Below are 16,553 nucleotides of genomic sequence, written 5' to 3'. Positions count from 1 at the left end.
ATGAGCCGCCGTCAGCGTCCGGCGACGAGAGGACAGGACATGGCCGCGCTCCGGGCAGGTCACGGCATTCTGCGCCGCAAACCGATCGAGACCATCGAAGAGGCCGAGACGGCCGAGGCGCACGGTGAGCACCTGACCCGCACCCTCGGCCTCTGGCAGCTCACGGCGATCGGTGTCGGCGGCATCATCGGGGCCGGCATCTTCAGCCTCGCCGGCACCATCGCCAACGGCACGGCCGGCCCCGCGGTGCTCATCTCCTTCCTCATCGCGGGCGTGGCCAGCGCGGCGGCGGCCTTCTCGTACGCGGAGTTCGCCGGCCTCATCCCACGGGCGGGCTCCGCCTACACCTACGGCTACGCGGTTCTCGGCGAGATCGGCGGCTGGTTCATCGGCTGGGACCTGCTGCTGGAGTACACGGCCATCGTCTCGGTCGTCGCCATCGGCATCTCCGGCTACGTCAACTTCCTGGTGACGGAGTCGGGCGCGGACCTCCCCCACTGGATGCTGGGCGCCCCCGGCACCGGCGACGGCCACCGCGTGGACCTCTTCGCCGCCGTGCTCTGTCTGCTGATCGCCTACCTCCTCACCCTGGGCATCAAGAACGCCGCCCGCTTCGAGACGGTCGTCGTCGGGCTGAAGATCCTGGTCGTGCTGCTGGTGGTGATCGTGGGCTTCTTCCACGTCAAGAGCTCCAACTACCACCCGTTCTTCCCCTTCGGCGTGAGCGGCGCGTTCACCGGCGCCGCCACCGTCTTCTTCGCCGTCTTCGGCTACGACGCCATGTCGACGGCCGCCGAGGAGTCCAAGGACGCGCAGCGGCACATGCCGCGGGCGATCATGTACTCGCTCGGCATCTCGATGGTGCTGTACGTGCTGGCGTGCCTGGTGCTGACCGGCATGCAGCACTACACGGAGATCGACAAGGAGAGCGGCTTCTCCACCGCCTTCAAGTCGGTGGGGCTCGGCGGCATCGCGGACGTCGTCGCGGTCGGGGCGATCATCGGCATCCTCACGGTGATGTTCACCTTCATGCTCGGTGTGACCCGTGTCTGGTTCGCGATGAGCCGCGACGGGCTGCTGCCGAAGTGGTTCGCCCACACCCACCCGACGCGGCACGTGCCGACCCGCGTCACCTGGATCGTGGGCTTCGCCTCGGCGGCGATCGCGGGCTTCGTCCCGATCGGGGAGGCCGCTGAACTCACCAACATCGGCATCCTGCTGGCCTTCGCGGTGGTCTGCACCGCCGTGATCGTGCTCCGCTACAAGCGGCCGGAACTGCCGCGCAGCTTCCGCTGCCCGGGCATGCCGGTCGTGCCGGGCATCGGGGTGGCGGCCTCGATCTGGCTGATCACCTATCTGGCGTGGCAGACGTGGATGCGGTTCGCGGCGTGGTTCGTGCTCGGGCTGGCGGTGTACTTCGCCTACTCCTACCGGCATTCGGAGCTGGCCCACGCGGACGCGCGCGGGGTGCCGCGGGACTGACGGCCGTCCCGGGGAGTCACTTCAGCAGCCGCGACAACCGCCGGTCGGCGAGCGGTTTCCCGCCCGTCTGGCAGGTGGGGCAGTACTGCAACGACGAGTCGCTGAACGACACTTCCCGGACGGTGTCCCCGCAGACGGGACACGCCTCCCCGGTCCGTCCGTGCACCCGCAGCCCGCTCTTCTTCTCCGCCTTCAGCCCCTCGGCCGCGTGCCCGCGCGACCGTCCGACCGCGTCCCGGAGCGTCGTCCGCAGCGCCTCGTACAGCGCGTCGGTCTCCTCGTCCGTGAGGCTCGCCGCGAGCTTGAACGGGGACATCCGGGCGGCGTGCAGGATCTCGTCGGAGTACGCGTTGCCGATGCCCGCGATCACGCTCTGGTCGCGCAGGACGCCCTTGAGCTGCCGCCGTTCGCCGCTCAGCAGTCCGGCGAGGACGTCGCGGGTGAACGCGTCCGCCAGCGGGTCGGGGCCCAGCCGGGCCACGCCCGGTACGTCGGCGGGGTGGTGGACGCAGTAGGCGGCGAGCCGCTTCTGGGTGCCCGCCTCGGTCAGGTCGAACCCGCTGCCGCCGGCCAGCCGCACGCGCAGGGCCAGCGGCCCCCTGCCGGGCCGCGGCGGGGCGGCGGGCAGGGCGTCCTGCCAGCGCACCCAGCCGGCCCGGGCCAGGTGGAACACCAGGTGGGGGCCGTTCTCGGTGACGACGTCGAGGAACTTCCCGTGCCTGCGGACGGCCGTGACCGTCCGGCCTTCGAGGGCGCCGAGCGGCGGGTCGTACGTCTTGAGGACGCTCACCGCGACCGGCAGCACCCGCTCGACCGTACGACCGGTCAGCCGCTCCCCCAGGAACCCGGCGAGGGCCTCCACCTCGGGCAGCTCGGGCATGGTTCCAGTGTGGCGGGGGCGACGGGGTTGGCAAGTCGGACCGGCCCTGCCCTACCTGCGAGGTAATCGCCCCGCGCGGCCGGTCGGCATAGCGTCGGCCTCATCGGGCCGACAGGCTGCGGTGCACACCGCCCCCCGCGTCGCCCGGCCCCACGTCCGCCGCTTCCCGCCCGAGAGGGAGAACCCCGCATGGCCACGACCCAGTACTCCGCCACCACCGTCGACACACCGGCCGGCACCGAGCGGCCCGACCGGTTCGCCCGGCTCGCACTCCTGCTCGACGCCGCCGTCACCGGCGCCAACGGCATCGGCTACCTGGCCCTCGCGGGCGTCCTCGACTCCTTCCTCGGGTTCTCGACGAAGGTCCAGTACCCGGTCGGCGCGTTCCTCACCGTCTACGCGATCGGCGTCCTCCTCGTCGCCACCCGGCGGAAGATCAGCAGGCCCGCCGGTCTGACCGTGGCCTCGCTGAACGCGGTGTGGGCCGTCGGCAGCGTGGTGGTCACGGTGGCGGGGACGCTGGACGCCACCACCGTCGGCACGGTGTGGACGGTTCTGCAGGGCCTGGTCGTCGGCGGCTTCGCGGTGCTGCAGTTCACGGCTCTGCGGCGGCTGAACAGCCCGTCCGGCGTTTGAGGACTGGGGCCGCCCCTCCGGGTGAGCGCGCAGCGCGCTTCGCGGCCGCAGGAAACGGTGAAAGGGAGGGGCCGGGGCCACACCGGGTGAGGGGCCGGCCGGTAGGTGCGAGCGCGGGGGCCGTCGGGAAGGTCGACGACGGCCGCCGGCCGCACGCGATCCGCCTGCCTTCCGGTGCGGCTCCGTTACTCGGCCCGGCCCGCGTCATACGCGCGTTTCGCGATGGCGTCCGCGGCCGTGTAGCCACCGTCCACGGTGATGTCCGTGCCTGTGACGAAGCGAGCGTCGTCGGCGAGCAGGAACGCCACGACCGAGGCGATGTCGCCCGGGAGCCCGTTGCGCCCCAACGGAGTCAATCCGGCGGATTCCGCGGGTGCGTCGGCGTCGATATTGCAGGGCGATACGGCGTTGACGCGGATCCCGGATGGCCCGAGCACGTTGGCGAGGCTCTTCGTCAGGTTGGTGAGCGCGGCCTTGCTCGCCGCGTAGGCCAGTGAGTCGAATGAGCCCATCGTCCCCGCTGTACTGGAGATATTGATGACGGAACTGCCGGGCGGCATGGCGGGGGCAAGCGCGATCGTGGTGGCCAGGGGGCCCCGGAGGTTGACGTCCAGAACCCTGTCCCAGGAGTCCAGACTGGCATCCCAGGGAGTGAACTCAATCACCGCGGCGTTGTTCACAAGCCCGTGGAAGGGGCCGGCAGCGGCCAGCCGGCCGAGTGTGGCCGCTGATTCCTCCCGGTCCAAGTGATTGAGGTGGACCATCTTCTGGACGCCGAGGGCAAGAAGTTCCTCCGCGTCGGCCGCGCCGGTGTTGTACGTGCCGACGACGGTTGCTCCGCGCCCGACCAGGTCGAGCGCGATACCCCGGCCGATGTCCTTCGACGCTCCGGTGACCAGGACGCGCTTGTTCGTGAGCATCACGCTTCTGCCTCCGATGTCATACGGTGCGGCTGCCGGCCAGGAGTGGCCGCCAGGAAGTGGGCGAGTCGCCGTGCGAGAGCCAGGGTGGTGAGCGAGGGATTGGCTGCGCCCATACGGGGAAAGGTCGCCGGCCCGCAGGCGTAGAGGCAGGGGATGGCGGCGAACGCATGGCGGTCGTCGAGTACGTCACCCAGCGGGAGCGTGCAGCCCTCGTGATCCTCGGTGCCCAGCAGGCTCGACCAGGTGAAGGGCCCTTCGGACGTCTCCGCGCCGATCGACTCCGGCAGCACGAAGGCGTTGGTGCGAACCGGGTGGTCGAAGTCGTCGAAGGCCAGAGGCGTGGCGGTGAGCCCGAACTCGGCGGCCAGCCGGTGCCAGACCACTTCCAGCACCTGGCGCTGGCGTCCGATGACCTCCCGGTCGGCCGGGGCCAGCCCCGCGGTGACGGTGGTGCGCCACGGGTAGTCGCGGGTCGGCACACAGGTAACGTGGCTACCGGTCCCGGGCAACTGCTCCCCGGTGAGCCGCACGTCGAACAGAAGGACGCCGGGTGCGGGCCGTTCGACCGTGATGAACAGGTTCGACCGGACGGCGTCCTCGCACGCGGTCACGTACGAGCCGGGTGCGACGTCCGACAGGCCATGGGACGCCCTGTTGTCTCCGGCGTCGCACACGCGCAGGAAGAAGCCCTGGACGATGTGGTCGGTAAGCCCCTTCAGCCGGGGCGGGCGGCTGGGGTCGATCGCGCACAGCGCCTGGATGGCCAGCCTGCTGCTCTCGATGGTCCCGGCGGCCAGGACCACCGAGTCCGCGGAAATGCGGCGGGCCCCGGCGTTCGGGCCGGATTCCCGGACGAGGACGCCACGGGCCCGCCCGTCCTCGATGTCGACCGAGAGGACTTCGGTGCCGCACAGGAACCGGATGCCGCGCGGGCCGTCCAGCGCGGCGCCCGATACCGGGTGCCGCCAGTGGTCCAGCGGGGAGTAGGCGTACCAGCGGCCGTCGTCACCGAACCGGGTCTCGGCCTGCGGGGTGCGGACGAGACCGAATTCTCCGAGCTTCAGAACCGGTTGCCGCGAGTCGAGTCGGTTCGGATCCACTCCGAGGTCTGCCGCGACCTGTTCGTAGAGCGGTCCGCCGCCCCGCCACGAGCCGCGCAGGTCCGTCACGATCGGCTCCGGCCAGTCGGCCAGCGCCCAGTCCTCGACCGGCAGTGACGCGCCGTACCAGTACAGTGAACGTCCGCCCAGGCGCTTGCGCAGACCGGCGTTGACGGCGTAGTGCGGGGCGGATTCCGATGTCCAGCAACGCTGGAAGTGCGGGTCGCCGGCGGGATCGAGAAAGGTGCGCAGCGCTTGATCCCGCTGGTGCGCGGAGTTGATGTGCAACAGATCCCGCGCGGGTCCGGCTTCGATGACCAGAACGTCGTCGACACCGAGAGCGGCCAGTTGCCGGGCCACTTCGAGGCCGGCGAGCCCGCCTCCGGCGATCACTACCCGACAGTGCGGGTCATCGGCGTCCGGAACCGTAGCGGGCCACTGCCATTCGGGAAGGTCCGGGGAGGGATCAGCTGTCGGCACGATGTGTCTCCATACTCTCGTACAGGGGGATCTCGGAGGCCGCGATGGTGGTGAGTGCCTGGGCGGTCGTGGTCCGGTACAGGGTCGGTGCGACGCCGGCGAAGGGCTGTGGGCCGACGAGGGCGGTGCGGGTTCCGGCGGCGTGGCCGGCGTCGATGTCGCAGACGGAGTCACCGACCATCCACGAGGAGGACAGGTCACGGTCGAGGTCGCCGGCGGCCTGGTGGAGCATTCCCGGGGCGGGCTTACGACACGAACAGGAGAGGGAGAACCGCGGCACGGTACCGGCCGGATGGTGCGGGCACAGATAGATCCCGTCCAGCCGGACCCGGTGGTGGGCCAGGAGTTCCCGGAGCCGCTGGTGCATCGGTGCGACAGCGGCCTCGTCGACCAGGCCGCGGGCCAGTCCGCTCTGGTTGGTGACCACGACCAGGGCGAAACCGGCGCGCTGGAGGGCGAGTAGCGGTGGCCCGATGCCCGCCTGGAGCACCAGGTCCTCGGGGCGGGACGGGTAGTGACGGGGTTCGGTGAGGGTGCCGTCGCGGTCGAGGAACACCGCCGGCCGCCGAAGGGCGCTGGTGCGCGGCGGGTCGTTCATGGTGCTTCACGGGTGCCGAAGGCGTGGAACAGTTCGGCGGCTCGGGTTTCCACATCCTTGAAGGAGACGGTGGGCCGGCCGGGTAGCGCGGTGTCCAGGGCGGTCATCTCCGCGCAGGTGTAGTACTGGTAGGCGGCCGCGGCCGCGTTCGGTACCAGCGTCACCCGCAGCGGTGCCTCACCCGCGGTCTCGCGGTGCAGGCGGGCGCACCACTGGGTGATCTCGGCGAAGGACACGGCGAAGCCGGCGCCGAGGTTGTAGACCGCGGCGGGCACCTGCCGTTGGGCGAGCTGGAGGATCGTGGCGGCGACGGTCTCGACGGGGATGTAGTCACGGGCCGCGGTCAAGGAGTCGTCGAACAAGCGCACTTCGCCGGTACCGGCGGCCGAGCGGAGGAGCTGGGACAGGATCGAGGCCATGGGGCCTTTGTCCGTCTCATCGGGGCCGAACACGTTGGTGTAGCGCAGACCCGCCCAGTCCAGGCCCGTGCGGTACCGGGAGCGCATCCGCCGGTCGAGGGCGAGCTTGGATGCCGCGTACGGGTTCAGCGGACCCGAGCACCGTGCGGGGTCGGTGTCGGCGTGTTCGGGGATGGGCCTTCGGTGGTGCAGGGTGCCGTAGACCGAGTGCGAGGAGGCGTAGATCAGGCGGGCGCCGCCGGTGCGGCAGGCTTCGGCCAGCCGCAATACGCCGTGGGTGTTGGTGTCGTCCAGTTCCGGTCCTGCCATCGCACGGGTGTCGCTGATCCCGGCCTGGTGGACGACGGTCCGGTACCGGCCGGCCGCGACCTCGTCCAGGACGGCCCGGGAGGTGAAGGGCATGCGAAGCCATCGCACCGGCTCGGCGAGGTGTCCGGGGTCAGGGCGCAGGTCGAGAGCGGTGACCTGGTAACCGGCCCGCTGGAAGACCGCGGTGGTGTGCCGGCCGATGAACCCGGCCGCACCGGTGACCAGCACGCGCGAGCTCATGGTGTGCCTGCCTGCCGGCCGGCCGGGATGCCACCCCGGGCAGGGAGACGGTCGGTGTCCGGCGCGGGCGGGACGGTGGCCGGTGCCTGGACGTGCTCGCGACCTGGCGTCATCACGGTCAACTCCTCGGTGGGAAGGTCGAACACGGGTGGGGGACGATGAACTGGCCGGGTGTTGGCGCCACTTCGCTCAGGACCACGTCGGTGGCGTCGCCGATCACGGCCGCGGTGGGCGGGGACAGAGTGCGCCCTCAGATCGCGTCCTCGTGTGCGGTCAGCGGCGGGGCGCGGCGAACGGCCGGGCTGATGGTCGCGCCGACCGCTGTGACGAGCATGACGGCGGTGAGGGTGAGGACGGCACCGCTGGGACCCGCGGTGGTGAGCAACAGCCCGGCGACGAGGGAGCCGATGGGCATGACGCCCCAGGCGAGGGTCATCGCCGCACTGGTGACCCGGCCCAGAAGCTCGTTGGGTACCAGGAGGGCGGTGTAGCTCATGATCACGACGTTCCACAGTGGTCCGACGAACGCGGTGGCCGCGCCGATCGCCCCGATGTGCAGGGGGTTGGTGGTGAGCAGGAAGAGCGGCAGGAGCGCGACCCAGATCCAGTTGACCCCGATGATGACCATTTTGGGTGTGAAGTACCGGTGGGCTCTGCCGGCGACCAGTGCGCCGAGGAGCCCGCCACCGGAGTAGACGCCGAGCATGGTTCCGATGGCTCCGGAGGTGGCACCGTGGCGCTGGGCGAGGACGACGATCGTCAGGACGAGCGCCTGGAAGACCAGATTGGTGGCGGTGATCAGCAGGATCGCGGTACGGATGAGCGGGTGGCGCCAGATCCAGCGCAGTCCTGCCATGGTGGCCTGCCACAGTGGCCCGGCCGGCGCGGTCGTCTTGTGCTGCAGGTCCTTGCGGAGGAACAGCAGCGCGATGGAGGCGGCGGCGTACGAGACCGCGTCGGCCAGGAAGGGCAGGGCGCGGTCGATTCCGAAGAGCAGGCCGCCGAGCGGTCCACCGGCCAGGGCGGCGCCGCGGCTGCGGGCCTCGTTCTGGGCCAGGGCCGCCGGCAGCAGGACGGCCGGCACGATTCTGGGAAGGGCGGCCGTCTCCGCCAGGCTGAAGAACACGAAGCACAGCCCCTGGACGAACCCGACCACCATGAGCTGGGCGACCGTCAGAACTCCCAGCCACAGGGCGACCGGAACGGTGGCCAGCGCGAGGCCGGCCAGGATCTCGCTCGTCAGCAGGATCCGGTGACGGTTGTACCGGTCCACCAGTGGTCCGGCCGGTAGGTAGGCGACGAGAAAGGGCAGAGTGCCGGCGGCTCCGACAAGGCCCGCGTCGGTGGGCGAGCCGGTCGTGGCCAGTACGAGCAGCGGCATCGCTGTCGCGCTGATCCGGGCGCCGAGGGTGGAGACGACCTGGCCGCTCCAGAGCGTGACGAAGTCGCGGTTGCGCCACAGCGACGGCTCGGCGGCCGCGGAGGTCACGGCGCCTCCGTCGGGTCGGGGGTGGGCAAGGCAGGCTCGAAGGCGGCCGTCACGGCCTCGGTGATCACCGGTGGGACGGCGCGTGAACGCCGATCACGTCGCGCAGGTAGTCGGCCGCCCCGGCCGTCTCGGCCAGGAGAATCGACCGCGCGCAGTGTGGTTCGAGCGTGAGGAACCCGTCGTAGTCCGCGGTCGCCAGGCTTCCGATGATCGCCGGCCAGTCCAGCTCCCCGGTGCCGAGGGGCGCCGTGTCGTAGGCCCTGCCGTGATCGGTGTACCGGGTCCAGCCCTCGGGCGGGGTTTCCGCCGACGCCCGGCGCACGTCCTTCACGTGGGCATAGCGCACCCACGGCAGGAGCGGGGGCAGCGCGTCGCGGGCCGGGGAGACCGTCGCGCAGAAGAAGTTCGCGGCATCGAGGTTCAAGCCGAACCAGGGCGAGTCGACCCGGGCGAACAGCGCCGCCAACGCCACCGGCCGCCTGCTGATGTCGGACGCGACCGGGTCCCATCCGAACGCGTCGAACTCGTTCTCCAGCACGACGGTCACGCCTTCCGCCGCGGCGTGGTCGAGGACCGGTGCCAGCGCGTCGGCGTACGCCGCGATGGCACCCTCGTCATCGACCACCGGCCCGTGACCGAAGTAGGTGTTCACCCGGTTGCTGCCGGTCCGTGCCGCTATCGCGATCGCCTCGTGGAGAAGCGGGACCGCGTCCGCTTCGCCGGTGCCGTAGAGCTGGCTGGGGGTTGATACGCAGGCTATCCGCAGCCCGGCACGGTCCAGCTTGCGGAGTGCGGCGTCGACACCGTCCCGCAGGGCGTTCTTCGGATACCAGAACTCCACCGCGTCGCACCGGGCGGACCTGGCCATCTCCATCAGGCCGTCCACGCCGTCGGTGTCCGTGAACTCGGTGCCGGAAACCGCGATCGACATTCCTTGCATCGGGACTCCCTCTCTGCTCGCTGCCTCCGGTGCCTGTCACCCGGCGAGGATCGCTCCCAGCCGCTTGCCGAGCGCGAGCGTTGTCATCGACGGGTTCGCCGCTCCGGTGCGTGGCATCACCGACGGTCCACACGCGTACAGGCCCGGTACTGCGGTGAACTGGTGGTTCTCGTCCAGGACTTCACCGAGCGCCAGGGTGCCGGCCTCGTGCTGCTCGGAACCGAGCGGGAAGCTGTAGGTAAGTGGCCTCGGTGCGCGGACCTTCGTCAGCCGGTCGGCGAGGTCGGGCGAACCGTGCTGCGGCGAGAACTGAAGCGGGTCAGCCGGAGCTCCGAGCAGTCGCGCCATTTCGGCCCACAGTTCACCGAGCAGGTGCTGCTGGGTGGTGCGCACCGCCTCATCGGCCGCTTCGAGCCGGGCGTGCACGGTCGTCGGCCAGGGCCATGCGCCGCCGCCGTCGCACCGCACCCCGCCGTGCGGGCCGCGGCGCTGCTCGCCCATGGTCCAGCTGTCCATGTTCACCGTGCCGTTCACGCCTTCGGTGAATCGCACGAACTGGTTGGACCGGGTACTGGCGGTACCGGTCCGATGGTAGACGTGGCCCTCATGAGCAGCCGCCCGAACGGCGTCGGGAAGCCGTTCGACATCGGTGAGGGCGACCGTGAACCCTTGTGAGATCTTGTCCACGAGCCCCGGCAGCTCACGCGGTGTGCCGGCGTCCGAGGCCGCCAGGGCCTGGATCGCCAGCCGGCTGTTCACGACCGTACCGGCGGCCAGGACCACCCGGTTCGCCCGTAGGTCGCGCCGCTCACCGTCCTCGGTGAGTACCACCACACCGGCCGCCCTGCCGCGTTCGACCCGGACCCCCAGCACCTCATGGCCGGCGAGGATCGGCACACGGCGTACCTTCGAGTCACCGTCGCCGTCGCCGTCCCACCATGCCAACGGGCTGAACGCGCTCCACCCGCCGTCGGGTTCCGCGCGGGTGGCGTGCGGCGTTCGGTCGAACGCGAGTCGGCCGATGGTCAGCCCGGGTGCTCCGGGAGGCTCGGCGCCCCAGCCGACCACGTCGTCGACGACCCGCTGGTACAGCGACGGCCCGCTGTCCCATGTCTCGGTCAGTTCGGTGATGACCGCGTCCGGCCACTCCTCGGAAAGGGCCCAGCGCTCGATGGGCAGCAGTACGCCACCCCAGTAGAGCGAGCGGCCGCCGACCCGGCGACGCAGGCCGGCCAGGTCGCGGTAGACCCCGCCGGCTGTCCGGTACGGACGGCGGAAATCGGGGTCGGTGTCCGGACGCAACCAGAGCCGGAGCGCCTCGGCCGGGGAATACGCGCTCTGGACGTGCGTGCGACCTCGGTCGGGCCCGGCCTCCAGTACGGCCACCGAACCCCGGTCCCGTCGGGCGAGTTCCGCCGCTGTCGCGAGACCGGCCATCCCCGCGCCGACTATGACGGTCTCGACGTCCGCCAACGATCCCACTGCCACCCCGCAGTTGTTTGTGGTCCGAGTCTGGTCATCCGGCGGTGAGGCGACCGCCCGGGCGGTGCGCAAGGGGTTGTTCCCCCGGGCTGCCTTGTGCACGGGGCGCCCCGGGCGACGGCTCCGCCAGGTCGCCGAGGCGGTCCGGTGGCCGAGGGCCCGCGGGCGACAGGGGGTCACACCCTGCACGGTCGCTCCAGACTCGCCGCCATGGTGAGCGCGCGGATGCTGGGCAGTTCGAGCTTGTAGGCGTAGGCCCCGCGCGTCAGATCGAAGGTGTCCGTCCCTTGGGCGGCGAGTTCGGTGACCATCGCCGCCACCAGGAGGTGCCCCGGCGAGTCGCGACCGTGGCCCAGGTCGTAGGCCGCGCGGTAGGCGTAGTACGTGCGGTCGTGCCGGAAGCCGAACCAACCGGCGAGCAGGGTTTCGTCCAGCCACAACTCGTGTAATCGCGCGGCGCTTGACGGCTCGGCCGCGACGGCCGCGAACGTCCGGTCGACCACGCCGCCGTCGAACGGCGCCACAGCGTCGGGCCGGTCGCGCCACTGTTGCTTGTGCAGGTCGATGAAGGCCGGCAGACGGGCGGAGACCCGCGCCGAGGTGTCCGCGCAGGTGAGCCGGAGCGTGCCGCCCGGTCGCTCGATCCGGCGGCGTTTTCGCCGCATGTCGCGCCGTTCGCTGACGCGTCGGACGACGTCGGGGTCGGTGAGGTCGAGCCGGACAACCGTCTCCGACGGCCCGGGCACGGCGCCCAACTCGGACACGGCGCGCAGCAGCGGTCCATCGGCGATCAGGTTGCTCAACTCCAGCCGGGCGCCGAACTCGTGCTGACATCGGTCGATCGCCTCGGCCACCCCCTCGATGTCGGGCTCGGGGCCGGTGGGCGTCGCGTCGCCCACCTCCGCGACCTCGTGGTAGTCGGCCCACGGCCAGGACAACGGGCGGAGGACCGCCGTGCCGGCGTCCTGGTGCAACTGCAGGCCGACCACCGGGGTGGGCCGGTCGGTACGCGTCCTGTGGACCAGCACCGGGGTCGCGCCCTCGGCGTCCGCCGCCTCACGTATCCACGCTCGCCACCAACCGCGCGTCTGGAACGGCGTCCGCGCCGAGAGTTGGTGCGCGTCCAGGAAATCCGTCGCGGCCCGAGCGCCGTACTCGAACGCGACCGCACTCATCCGGTGCGCTCCTTCCACCGTGACGCCTGCTCACCGCGGGCCGGCGGAGCCGCTTCGGCATCCGCTTCCGTAACGGCGGCCCGGCCACGCGGTGCGACGGTCGGCGGCAGGGTCGTCGCGCCCGCTTCGCACACGGAGCCGGTATGCCCTCCCGGACTCATGACGCTGCCTTGGCGACGTCCTCGACCGTGGTCCTGAACAGCCGCGCCGCCGCCTCGATCGCGTCGTCCTCGGCGGTCACGTCGATACCCACTCCGCTGCCGAGGTAGGAGTCGACCACCCCGACGCTCAGCGCGACGCTGCGGTTGAGCAGGTCGTCCGTGCGCGGCAGGCTGCCCGGAAGACAGGGCCGCCGCGGGACGGCACGATCCGGCCTGCGCGTCGCGGACGCCTTCGATATCGGTTGATCCGGCCGGAGTTGGGACATGTTGGCGTAATGGTGTTTGCCCGACCGGCTCAGGGTGATCGTGTCCAGTCGGGCCGCCACCTCACCGGCCATGGCCGCGGACGCGAACGTGTACGCGAGTACCGTGGCGCAGTCGCCGTTCGGGTCGTGCAGCGGGCGACGCGTCACCCCGGGCAGGTCGCCGATCGCGTCCGCGAACTTGTCCCGGTTGGCCCGCAACGTCCGCAGAATGTCCGGCAGCTTGCGCACCTGGGCGAGCGCGACCGCGCCGGTCAGCTCATGCATCCGTAGATTCAGACCGAACAGCGGCGGCCCCTCGGTGACGCCCGACCGCAACGGCGCGGCGCCGTGATCGTGCAGGGCGAACGCCGTCTCGTACAGATCGTCGTCCTCGGTGAGCAGCACGCCACCGTCGCCCGCGGTGAAGGTCTTGAAGACGTTGAGACTGAACGCGCCGAACCGGCCGAAGGTCCCCAGGTGTTGACCGTGGTACGTGCCACCACCGGCCTGCGCGCAGTCCTCCACGAGCAGCAGCCCGTGCTCACGTGTGAGGGCGCCGAGGGCGTCCAGGTCGCACGGCGCTCCGAGCATATGCACGGCGATCACCGCCTTCGTACGGGAGGTGATCCTCGCGGCCACGTCCGCCGGATCGAGCAGCAGGCTCTCGTCGATCTCGGCGAGCACCGGCTCGGCTCCCGTGTGCGCGACCGCGGCGATCGGTGCGATGAAGGTGTAGCCGGGCACGATCACCTCGTCGCCCGGACCGACACCCGCGGCGAGCAGACCGGCGAACAGAGCACTGGTGCAGCTGTTCATGCCCAGGCAGTGGCGCGCACCGGTCAGGGCGCGGAACTCCTGCTCGAACCGCGCGACCTTCGACAGCCGTGCGGACCCGTCGTGGTCGTCGAAGCGGTACCGGCTCAGCTCTCGCTCACGCAGAACGCTCAGAACCTCGGCCTCCTCCTCCGGGCCGATGCGGGAAACTCCTGGTCCGGCCATGCGACCTTCCTTTCGTCCAGTACATCTGCATCGCTTCTTCCGGCCGCGTCGTGCGCAAGGGAGTCGAGTCCTCACAGCGGGCTGAGCGGTGGGGAGAACGGTGGCCCGGCCGGCCGGCTGCCGTCGTCTCCACCGCCGCCTCACCACATGAGACGATGTCTAAAATCTGTCCTGTTGTCCGTGCCCGACCTCGGTCTCCGGTGGCCCGGGCGTCCTGCCGGCCAGATCGCCCGGGACCAGATCCATCAGCAACGCGTCCCGCCACGAACCGCGGTGGCGTTCGTACGCCCTCATCAGGCCGACCTGCTGGAATCCCACCTTCTCCAGGCACCGCACAGCGGCCCTGTTGCCGGGAGGGGGCGCCGCGGTGACGCGGTGCCGGCCGGCGGCGAAGACCGACCCGGCGAACAGCCTCAACGCTCGCGTCCCGACCGACCGGCCCCGGTCGGCCGCGTCGGCCACCACCACCGCGTTGACCTGGATGTGGTCGAGGAGGTGGTCGAGCTCCGGATCGGCCTCCGTGCGGTACTCCAGGAAGCCGACCGGACGGCCTCGCTCAAGCATCACCAGGCAGCGTTCGTGCTGGAATTGGCTGAGCGCCCCGTCGGTCGGTTCCAGCGCTCGCCACGCCAGCACGTCGGCGTCGCCGAAGGCCCGGCGGAACAGTTCGAGGTCCCCCGGTATCGCACGTCGCAAACCGATGCCGCTCGCGTCGGCCCGGTCGTCCTCGACGATGGCGGCACCGGGCCGTACCGATGCCTGCTCGCCGTTGGCGATCAGCGTTTCCAGCAGGTCGACCAGCTCGGCGGCGTCCTCCGGCCGAGGGTCCGGCACCACGCGACACGTGGGCGCCTCGAACGCCTCGGCGGTGAGAAACGGGTGGTGGCCCAAGACCAGTAGCGGGCGTCCCGTGTCCAGGGCGAGACCGATCTCGGTGAGCGTGCCGTAACGGCCCTCAAACGCGATCATGCCGTCACCGCACCAGTTGAGGATGTTGCTCCGGGCCAGGTCCATCGACGTGGGCAGGGCCCAGGTGGTCCCGTCCTCGGCGTCGGACAGCCGGTTCCACTTCAGGAGTGCCAGTGTGTCGCCGCCGACCGCCCGGCAGCCCGCATTGGCCGCCGCCGCTACGCCACCCTCGCCGCCGCTCACCACGCCGTAGCCACGCTTGGCGAGCTCCTTGCCGATCATCTCCGCCAGCCGGAGGACGTCGGCTCCCGCGTTGCCGGGCCGGCCACCGAGCACCGCGATCGCGCGCCGGCGGGTCATTTGACCACCTCCTGGTGACTGGCTCGCCGCCTGCTCCATTCCAGCTGGTCCAGCTCGATCAGCACATCGGCCGGGCGCACACCGGCCGCGCACGGAGCCGGGCAGCCGGCGTAGTAGCGCCGGCAGGTGCCGTTCGGCTTCATATAGGAGCAGGACAGCGCGATCGCGCTCTGCACGGCCCGCGAGACATCGGGGGCCGCCACCGGTGACCAGATGTCACCGTCGGTCGCCAGGTACAGCGTGACCACCGGGCAACCCAGTGCGGCCGCCAGGTGTACGGCCAGCGTGTCGTTGCTGACCAGCACGTCCAGCCCGGCGATCCAGTCGCGGAGAGCTTCCAGAGACTGCGGGAACACCGTTTCGGCGACGGCCGGCGCCGACGACAGCCGACGCGCCAGTGCCTGCTCATCCGCTCCCGGGCCGACCGCGACCTCGACGGTCAGTCCCCGGTCGCCCAGCTGCCCGATCAGGGTCGACCAGTCACCCGGCGGCCAGCGTTTGACCGCGGCACTGGCACCGACGTAGCAACCGATCACGCCCGGACGTGGTTGTCGTCGGCCGGCGAGCCAGGCCGGGCGGCTCAGATCGACGGGGACGTCGTGCGCGCGCAGGAGACCGGCGGCCTGTTCACCGAAGGGCAGCCGCTGCGGCTGCCCGCCCAATTCGTGCAGGTCCCAGCACTCGACTCCCCTTTTCGTCGCCTCCGACCGGAATGCGAAGTAGTTTCCGTCCTCTTCGGCGAACTCCATTCTGAGGTTTATGACCAGCTCCACCCCAGCATGATCGATAAAGTTCCACAGCGCTTCCCGGTCAGCCGGTAAGAACCGTCGCCACAGCGCCGGGAACATCCCGGAAGCACCCTGCCAGCCGACCGCCGAACGCACCCATTCGGCGTCGAGCGCGATATTCGGAGCCATGAAACAGCGCCATCCCGGATATCGTCGCTCAAGCGCCGCCAGCAGGGGCGCCACTATGATCCCGTTACCCACGCCTTCGTTTATCACGACCATTGCAGTACGCATACTCGCCCCTCTGGTCAGCGTCTAACTATCGGCTCCCGGTCGAGCGCTCTGACGGCTGAGGAGCCGGGGGGCGGCGAGTCGGTCCAGATACTCGGGTTCGCGGCGTGCGCGCTCGATGCCGGGACGGAGATCCACCAGGTAACGCACCGAGTCCACCTCCTTGCAGCCGATTCCCAGTTCCTTCGCCATGCGGTCGTAGAGTTTCCGCGCGGGACGGTTGTCGGGTTCGGTCTCGCCCTCGGCGAACTCATAGCCACGGCGCATCGCCTCCGCGAACGCCGCGACCACCAGGAGTGCTCCGACGCCCCGGACGCCGCGAAGGGGCTCGGTCACATAGACGTCGTGCACATACGCCACCTTGTCGGCGAACTGGAGGTTCGGAATGGGATCGACCATCACGAAGCCCACCGCGACGCCCTCTTCGGCCGCCATGATCTGGAAGCTCGCCTCATGGCCGACGATGCCTTCGAAGAAGGTGCGGGTGGTGACGAGGTCGACCTCTTTTCCGCAGTCGTACTGCTGCTCGACGATCAGCGGCATGAGCATGTCCAGCTTGTCCTTGCTCACCACGACCGTGTCAATACTCATGTGATCTCCATTCCTGCGGGAATTACATCGATCGGCTTGTTCCGCGCCCCGGCCGACGCGCTTTCGGCATGGCTGGGGTGGTGGCACGGCGACATCCACCGTGCGTGCAGTCTCGC

The 16,553-nt window shown here is 70.6% G+C and carries 15 protein-coding genes; 2 read left to right on the top strand and 13 right to left on the bottom strand.

All coding sequences use genetic code 11. The features are described 5' to 3' along the window. The first annotated feature begins 39 nt into the window (after positions 1–39). Positions 40–1,482, top strand: a complete 1,443-nt coding sequence (locus HN013_RS22120) for an amino acid permease (RefSeq protein ID WP_171168890.1) — start codon at positions 40–42, stop codon at positions 1,480–1,482. A 16-nt stretch (positions 1,483–1,498) separates the two neighbouring features. Here HN013_RS22120 and HN013_RS22115 read toward each other — a convergent pair whose 3' ends face one another. Further along, the gene (locus tag HN013_RS22115; RefSeq protein ID WP_171168888.1) at positions 1,499–2,362 is read right to left on the bottom strand and encodes an Fpg/Nei family DNA glycosylase; all 864 of its coding nucleotides are present in this window, start codon (positions 2,360–2,362) and stop codon (positions 1,499–1,501) included. Between the two features lie 189 nt (positions 2,363–2,551). Here HN013_RS22115 and HN013_RS22110 point away from each other — a divergent pair, with 189 nt between their 5' ends. Continuing rightward, positions 2,552–2,998: a hypothetical protein gene (locus tag HN013_RS22110; RefSeq protein ID WP_171168887.1), complete on the top strand. Its 447-nt coding sequence runs from the start codon at positions 2,552–2,554 to the stop codon at positions 2,996–2,998. A gap of 185 nt (positions 2,999–3,183) precedes the next feature. Here HN013_RS22110 and HN013_RS22105 read toward each other — a convergent pair whose 3' ends face one another. From HN013_RS22105 to HN013_RS22050, 12 genes are all read right to left on the bottom strand, one after another. Continuing rightward, positions 3,184–3,918, bottom strand: a complete 735-nt coding sequence (locus tag HN013_RS22105; RefSeq protein ID WP_171168885.1) for an SDR family NAD(P)-dependent oxidoreductase — start codon at positions 3,916–3,918, stop codon at positions 3,184–3,186. Continuing rightward, positions 3,918–5,414 carry an FAD-binding protein gene (locus HN013_RS22100; protein ID WP_171168883.1) on the bottom strand — a complete coding sequence of 499 codons (1,497 nt, stop codon included), beginning with the start codon at positions 5,412–5,414 and terminating at the stop codon, positions 3,918–3,920. Before HN013_RS22100 ends, HN013_RS22105 begins: the two co-directional genes overlap by 1 nt. A 73-nt stretch (positions 5,415–5,487) precedes the next feature. Continuing rightward, positions 5,488–6,099: an HAD-IIIA family hydrolase gene (locus tag HN013_RS22095; protein ID WP_171168881.1), complete on the bottom strand. Its 612-nt coding sequence runs from the start codon at positions 6,097–6,099 to the stop codon at positions 5,488–5,490. Next, the gene (locus tag HN013_RS22090; protein WP_171168879.1) at positions 6,096–7,067 is read right to left on the bottom strand and encodes an NAD(P)-dependent oxidoreductase; all 972 of its coding nucleotides are present in this window, start codon (positions 7,065–7,067) and stop codon (positions 6,096–6,098) included. The genes HN013_RS22095 and HN013_RS22090 overlap by 4 nt, the downstream gene beginning before the upstream one ends. Before the next feature lie 250 nt (positions 7,068–7,317). Beyond that, positions 7,318–8,556, bottom strand: coding sequence for an MFS transporter (locus tag HN013_RS22085; RefSeq protein WP_171168877.1), 1,239 nt, complete (start codon positions 8,554–8,556; stop codon positions 7,318–7,320). 64 nt (positions 8,557–8,620) lie between these two features. Continuing rightward, a complete protein-coding gene (locus HN013_RS22080) occupies positions 8,621–9,487 on the bottom strand; it encodes a sugar phosphate isomerase/epimerase (protein WP_171168875.1) in 867 nt (288 codons plus the stop codon). Positions 9,488–9,532: 45 nt separating this feature from the next. Further along, entirely contained in the window at positions 9,533–10,984 is a 1,452-nt protein-coding gene (locus HN013_RS22075; protein WP_171168873.1) for an FAD-dependent oxidoreductase, read from the bottom strand. 170 nt (positions 10,985–11,154) lie between these two features. Next, positions 11,155–12,153, bottom strand: coding sequence for a GNAT family N-acetyltransferase (locus HN013_RS22070; protein ID WP_171168871.1), 999 nt, complete (start codon positions 12,151–12,153; stop codon positions 11,155–11,157). Between the two features lie 157 nt (positions 12,154–12,310). Then, a complete protein-coding gene (locus HN013_RS22065; protein WP_171168870.1) occupies positions 12,311–13,558 on the bottom strand; it encodes a DegT/DnrJ/EryC1/StrS aminotransferase family protein in 1,248 nt (415 codons plus the stop codon). A 159-nt stretch (positions 13,559–13,717) separates the two neighbouring features. Beyond that, positions 13,718–14,827, bottom strand: a complete 1,110-nt coding sequence (locus tag HN013_RS22060; RefSeq protein WP_171168868.1) for a GNAT family N-acetyltransferase — start codon at positions 14,825–14,827, stop codon at positions 13,718–13,720. Continuing rightward, a complete protein-coding gene (locus tag HN013_RS22055; protein WP_171168866.1) occupies positions 14,824–15,837 on the bottom strand; it encodes a glycosyltransferase family 9 protein in 1,014 nt (337 codons plus the stop codon). Before HN013_RS22055 ends, HN013_RS22060 begins: the two co-directional genes overlap by 4 nt. 33 nt (positions 15,838–15,870) lie before the next feature. Next, positions 15,871–16,437 (bottom strand): GNAT family N-acetyltransferase, encoded by a 567-nt coding sequence (locus HN013_RS22050; RefSeq protein WP_171168864.1) that lies wholly within the window; start codon positions 16,435–16,437, stop codon positions 15,871–15,873. Between the last annotated feature and the right edge of the window lie 116 nt (positions 16,438–16,553).

The organism is Streptomyces sp. I05A-00742, from assembly GCF_013055795.1.
Lineage (GTDB): Bacteria > Actinomycetota > Actinomycetes > Streptomycetales > Streptomycetaceae > Streptomyces.
Note: the sequence above shows the minus strand (reverse complement) of the source record. Positions and strands in the feature narration are given on the sequence as shown.

Excerpts from the sequence above, each read along its gene's own strand:
- HN013_RS22090 (WP_171168879.1), bottom strand. The coding sequence starts at position 7,067 with ATGAGCTCGCGCGTGCTGGTCACCGGTGCGGCCGGGTTCATCGGCCGG.
- HN013_RS22115 (WP_171168888.1), bottom strand. The coding sequence starts at position 2,362 with ATGCCCGAGCTGCCCGAGGTGGAGGCCCTCGCCGGGTTCCTGGGGGAG.
- HN013_RS22080 (WP_171168875.1), bottom strand. The coding sequence starts at position 9,487 with ATGTCGATCGCGGTTTCCGGCACCGAGTTCACGGACACCGACGGCGTG.
- HN013_RS22070 (WP_171168871.1), bottom strand. The coding sequence starts at position 12,153 with ATGAGTGCGGTCGCGTTCGAGTACGGCGCTCGGGCCGCGACGGATTTC.
- HN013_RS22050 (WP_171168864.1), bottom strand. The coding sequence starts at position 16,437 with ATGAGTATTGACACGGTCGTGGTGAGCAAGGACAAGCTGGACATGCTC.
- HN013_RS22110 (WP_171168887.1), top strand. The coding sequence starts at position 2,552 with ATGGCCACGACCCAGTACTCCGCCACCACCGTCGACACACCGGCCGGC.
- HN013_RS22105 (WP_171168885.1), bottom strand. The coding sequence starts at position 3,918 with ATGCTCACGAACAAGCGCGTCCTGGTCACCGGAGCGTCGAAGGACATC.
- HN013_RS22060 (WP_171168868.1), bottom strand. The coding sequence starts at position 14,827 with ATGACCCGCCGGCGCGCGATCGCGGTGCTCGGTGGCCGGCCCGGCAAC.
- HN013_RS22095 (WP_171168881.1), bottom strand. The coding sequence starts at position 6,099 with ATGAACGACCCGCCGCGCACCAGCGCCCTTCGGCGGCCGGCGGTGTTC.
- HN013_RS22120 (WP_171168890.1), top strand. The coding sequence starts at position 40 with ATGGCCGCGCTCCGGGCAGGTCACGGCATTCTGCGCCGCAAACCGATC.
- HN013_RS22055 (WP_171168866.1), bottom strand. The coding sequence starts at position 15,837 with ATGGTCGTGATAAACGAAGGCGTGGGTAACGGGATCATAGTGGCGCCC.
- HN013_RS22065 (WP_171168870.1), bottom strand. The coding sequence starts at position 13,558 with ATGGCCGGACCAGGAGTTTCCCGCATCGGCCCGGAGGAGGAGGCCGAG.